The following is a 691-nucleotide window of genomic DNA, read 5'->3' as shown; positions in this document are numbered from 1 at the left end:
TCGCGTGTGGTTTTTGTCGGTGATCCAGAGCAGTATTCGGCGGTTAAGGCACGCTCTGGTCTGCTGGCTACCTTGTCTCATGAGCTTCCCGACGCGGTCGAACTAACCGAGGTGTTCCGTCAGCGTGATGCCGGTGAGCGTGAAGCATCGAAGTGGTTGCGCGGTGGCGAAGAAGCAGACGTTTCCCGTGCCGCCGAGTGGTATATGCGCCATGAGCGCCTGCATGCTGGTTCGGTAACGGCCATGATGGACGATGCTTTGGCTGGGTGGCGTGAGGATACTGCCGCAGGCAAGCAGTCATTGCTGGTTGCTGCCACCCGCGACCAGGTCACCGCGCTTAATGCTGCGGCACAGAAGATTCGCGCCGAGCGTGGTGAGATTAACGCCGAGAGCCGATTGTGCTTGTCTGATGGTCTGGAAGCTGGCGTTGGTGATGTAGTCCTGACTCGTCGTAATGACTCGAAGCTGATTACTAGCAGCGGGGATATGGTGCGCAATGGTCAACGCTGGGTTGTTGATTCCATCGGTTATGACGGCTCGATTACTGCCCGTCGATGTGACGATACTTCTGCCACAGTGACGTTAAATAGCGATTACCTGGAAAAACATGCCCAACTCGGTTATGCCGCTACCGGGCATAGTTCCCAAGGCGCGACCGTGGATGTGTCCCGTGTCGTCGCTGGTATCGGCA

At 57.2% G+C, this 691-nt stretch carries 1 protein-coding gene; it reads left to right on the top strand.

All coding sequences use genetic code 11. The features are described 5' to 3' along the window. Positions 1-691: AAA family ATPase (locus tag HMPREF2990_RS12295; RefSeq protein WP_168167105.1), on the top strand; the 691-nt coding region annotated here is incomplete at both ends.

Origin of the sequence: Corynebacterium sp. HMSC071B10 (assembly GCF_001814825.1) — a bacterium.
GTDB lineage: Bacteria > Actinomycetota > Actinomycetes > Mycobacteriales > Mycobacteriaceae > Corynebacterium.
The sequence above is the reverse complement of the archived record's forward strand: the minus strand, read 5'-3'. Positions and strand labels throughout refer to the sequence as shown.